Raw genomic sequence first — 2,737 nt, 5'->3', positions numbered from 1 at the left:
CCGAGCTGCTGGGCGGGGAGGGGGCGGTGCTCGCCGGGCGGATCGCCGCCGCCGACCCCGTACGCCATCCGCTCACCGGCCTGCCCGTCACGATCCTGCACGGCACCGACGACCCCAGCGTCCCCGTCGGCCTCTCCCGCCGCTATGTGCGCGCCGCCCCCGCCACCGTGCTCCGTGAGCTTCCCTGCGTCGGGCACTTCGCCCCCTTCACTCCCGCCGCACCCGCCTTCCACGCCCTGCTCACCGCCCTCGCCGACGGCGCGGAACGGCCCGGCGAGGCCCGTAGTACCTGAGACGGACCCGGCCGTATCCGTACTGATGGGGACGCCGGTCACGCCCCCCGCTGTTTACCGTGGTGTGCGTGAACGAGAAGACCCAGGCGCACACCACCCTGCGCTCCGAGGCCCGGATACTCCGCGGCGCACTGATCCGGCTGCGCCAGGACCTGTTCCTCGACGCCTTCACCTTCCGCCCGATGCCCCCCCTGGACACCCGGTCCCCGGGCTTCGCCCAGTGGGTCCCGGAGCGGCTGCTGCAGGCCGTGCGCTGGGCCCCGCACATCGTCCTGACGGCCTGCGCCGTGCTGAACTTCCTGCTCGGCTTCACCGCGACGTCGGGGCACGGGATGTTCGGGAACCTCTTCGCCGCCCTGCTGTGCGCGATCGTCGCGTTCCCGGTCCTGCTCGTCCTGTTCCGGCCCGTCGGCGCGTTCTGGATCTCCCTCGCCGGCGTCGTCCTCGCCGTCCCGGCCGACGGGATGTACGGCTTCGGGGCGGGGTGGATGTCGGTCTCGTTCCCCACCCACATCGTGGTGATGGCCCTGGTGGTGCTGCGCACCAGGCCGCGGCTGGCCGCCGAGATGTGGGCGGTCACCTTCCTGGTCGCGGCCGCGCTGACCGTGCTCTTCGGCACGGAGTCGGAAGCGGCGGCCATGACGGTGTTCTCCGCCGTCCTCCTGACCGCGGCGGCGGCGGTCCGCGCCTGGCGCCAGGAGCGCCAGCAGGTCGTCGAGACCCGCACCGTCACCGCGGAGGAACGTTCCCGGCGCACCCTGCTGGAGGAGCGGGCGACCATCGCCCGCGAGCTGCACGACGTGGTCGCGCACCACATGTCGGTGATCGCCATCCAGGCCGAGGCCGCCCCGTACCGCGTCGAGGAGACCCCGCCGGAGCTGGCCACCGCCTTCGCCACCATCCGCGAGAACGCCGTCGCCGCGCTGACCGAGCTGCGCCGCATCCTCGGCGTCGTCCGCTCCGAGGACCCGGACGCGTTCGCCGAGAGCGACCCGGAGGCGCCCCAGCCGACCCTCGCATCCCTCGACTCCCTGCTGGCCAGCGTCCGCAGCGCGGGCCTGACCGTCGAAGCGGTGATCACCGGGTCGTCCCGGCCGATGCCGCAGGGCGTCGAGCTGTCCGCGTACCGCATCGTCCAGGAGGCGCTGAGCAACGCGCTGCGGCATTCGCCGGGCGCCGAGGCGCGGGTGGAGATCGCGTATGTGCTCGGCGGGCTCGGGCTGCGTATCGTCAACGGGAAGCCCAGCCGGCTGGCGAAACCCTCGCCGGGCGCGGGACACGGGTTGCTGGGGATGCGGGAGCGGGTGCAGATGCTGGGTGGGGAGATGACCGCCGACCAGACCGAGGACGGCGGGTTCGAGGTCGCGGTGTTCCTTCCGGTGCCCGCGACGGCGGGGGAGGCCGCGGCATGATCCGGGTACTGATCGTCGACGACCAGGTGATGGTCCGCGAGGGCTTCTCCGTCCTGCTCAACGCCATGCCGGACATCGAGGTCGTCGGGGAGGCGGTCGACGGCCGCCAGGCGGTCGCGAAGGTCGCCGAGCTGCGCCCCGACGTCGTCCTGATGGACATCCGGATGCCGGAGATGAACGGCCTGGAGGCGACCCGGGAGATCGTCGCGGCCGACGCCGACGCCAAGGTGCTGGTCCTGACCACCTTCGACCTGGACGAGTACGTCTACCAGGCACTGCGCGCGGGAGCCAGCGGCTTCCTGCTCAAGGACGCCTCGGCCGGGCAGCTCGCCGAGGGCGTCCGCATCGTCGCCTCCGGGGAGGCACTGCTCGCGCCGACCGTCACCAAGCGCCTGATCTCGGAGTTCTCCCGGCTGGGCACCCCGCGCGCCCCGGCCCAGGAACGCATCGGCGACCTCACGGAACGCGAGACCGAGGTCCTGGTCCTGGTCGCCCAGGGCCTGTCCAACGGGGAGATCGCCGAGCATCTGGTCGTCGCCGAGTCGACGGTGAAGACGCACGTCAGCCGCATCCTGGTGAAGCTCGGCCTGCGCGACCGCACCCAGGCGGCGGTGTTCGCCTACGAGGCGCGGCTGGTGACTCCGGGGGGCTGAGGCGGGGGCGCTCGTACCCGTGGCGGACGGTGGCGTCCGGCGCGCCCGCCCCGTACGCCACCCGTCCCCCGTGCCTACGGCCTCGGCAGTACCAGCCGCCACGCCGCCTGCTGGACGGTCCAGGTGCGGGTCCTGACCGGGCCGCCGGTCAGGGCGTCCGCCCGGTAGTGGAAGTCCGCGCCGGAGACGGTCACCGCGCGGGCCCTCGCCCGCAGGGGGCGCCCCTCGCCGGCCCACTGGACGACGACCTCGGCCAGCCCGTCCGCCGTGCCCCCGCGGTCCCGGGAGCCTTGCGCCGCCGCCGTGGTCCCGTCCCGCTCCGCCGCGCCGTCCGTCCCGTCCGACACACCCGGCAGCACCGACACCTGCCGCACCGGCC

The 2,737-nt window shown here is 73.9% G+C and carries 2 protein-coding genes and 2 pseudogenes; 3 read left to right on the top strand and 1 reads right to left on the bottom strand.

The genetic code is table 11. The features are described 5' to 3' along the window. The 3 genes and pseudogenes from AC51EU_RS29235 to AC51EU_RS29225 all read left to right on the top strand — a co-directional run. Nucleotides 1-293, top strand: a pseudogene (locus tag AC51EU_RS29235) (alpha/beta hydrolase); the annotation flags it as partial. A gap of 68 nt (nt 294-361) precedes the next feature. Next, nucleotides 362-1,705 (top strand): sensor histidine kinase, encoded by a 1,344-nt coding sequence (locus AC51EU_RS29230; protein ID WP_496270108.1) that lies wholly within the window; start codon nt 362-364, stop codon nt 1,703-1,705. Beyond that, nucleotides 1,702-2,358: a response regulator gene (locus tag AC51EU_RS29225; protein ID WP_496270107.1), complete on the top strand. Its 657-nt coding sequence runs from the start codon at nt 1,702-1,704 to the stop codon at nt 2,356-2,358. The genes AC51EU_RS29230 and AC51EU_RS29225 overlap by 4 nt, the downstream gene beginning before the upstream one ends. Before the next feature lie 74 nt (nt 2,359-2,432). On the opposite strand, the pseudogene AC51EU_RS29220 reads toward AC51EU_RS29225, so the two are convergent. Further along, nucleotides 2,433-2,737: pseudogene (locus tag AC51EU_RS29220) on the bottom strand (diacylglycerol kinase); the annotation flags it as partial.

Source organism: Candidatus Streptomyces philanthi (genome assembly GCF_059553635.1).
This window is presented reverse-complemented; position numbering and strand designations above follow the sequence as displayed.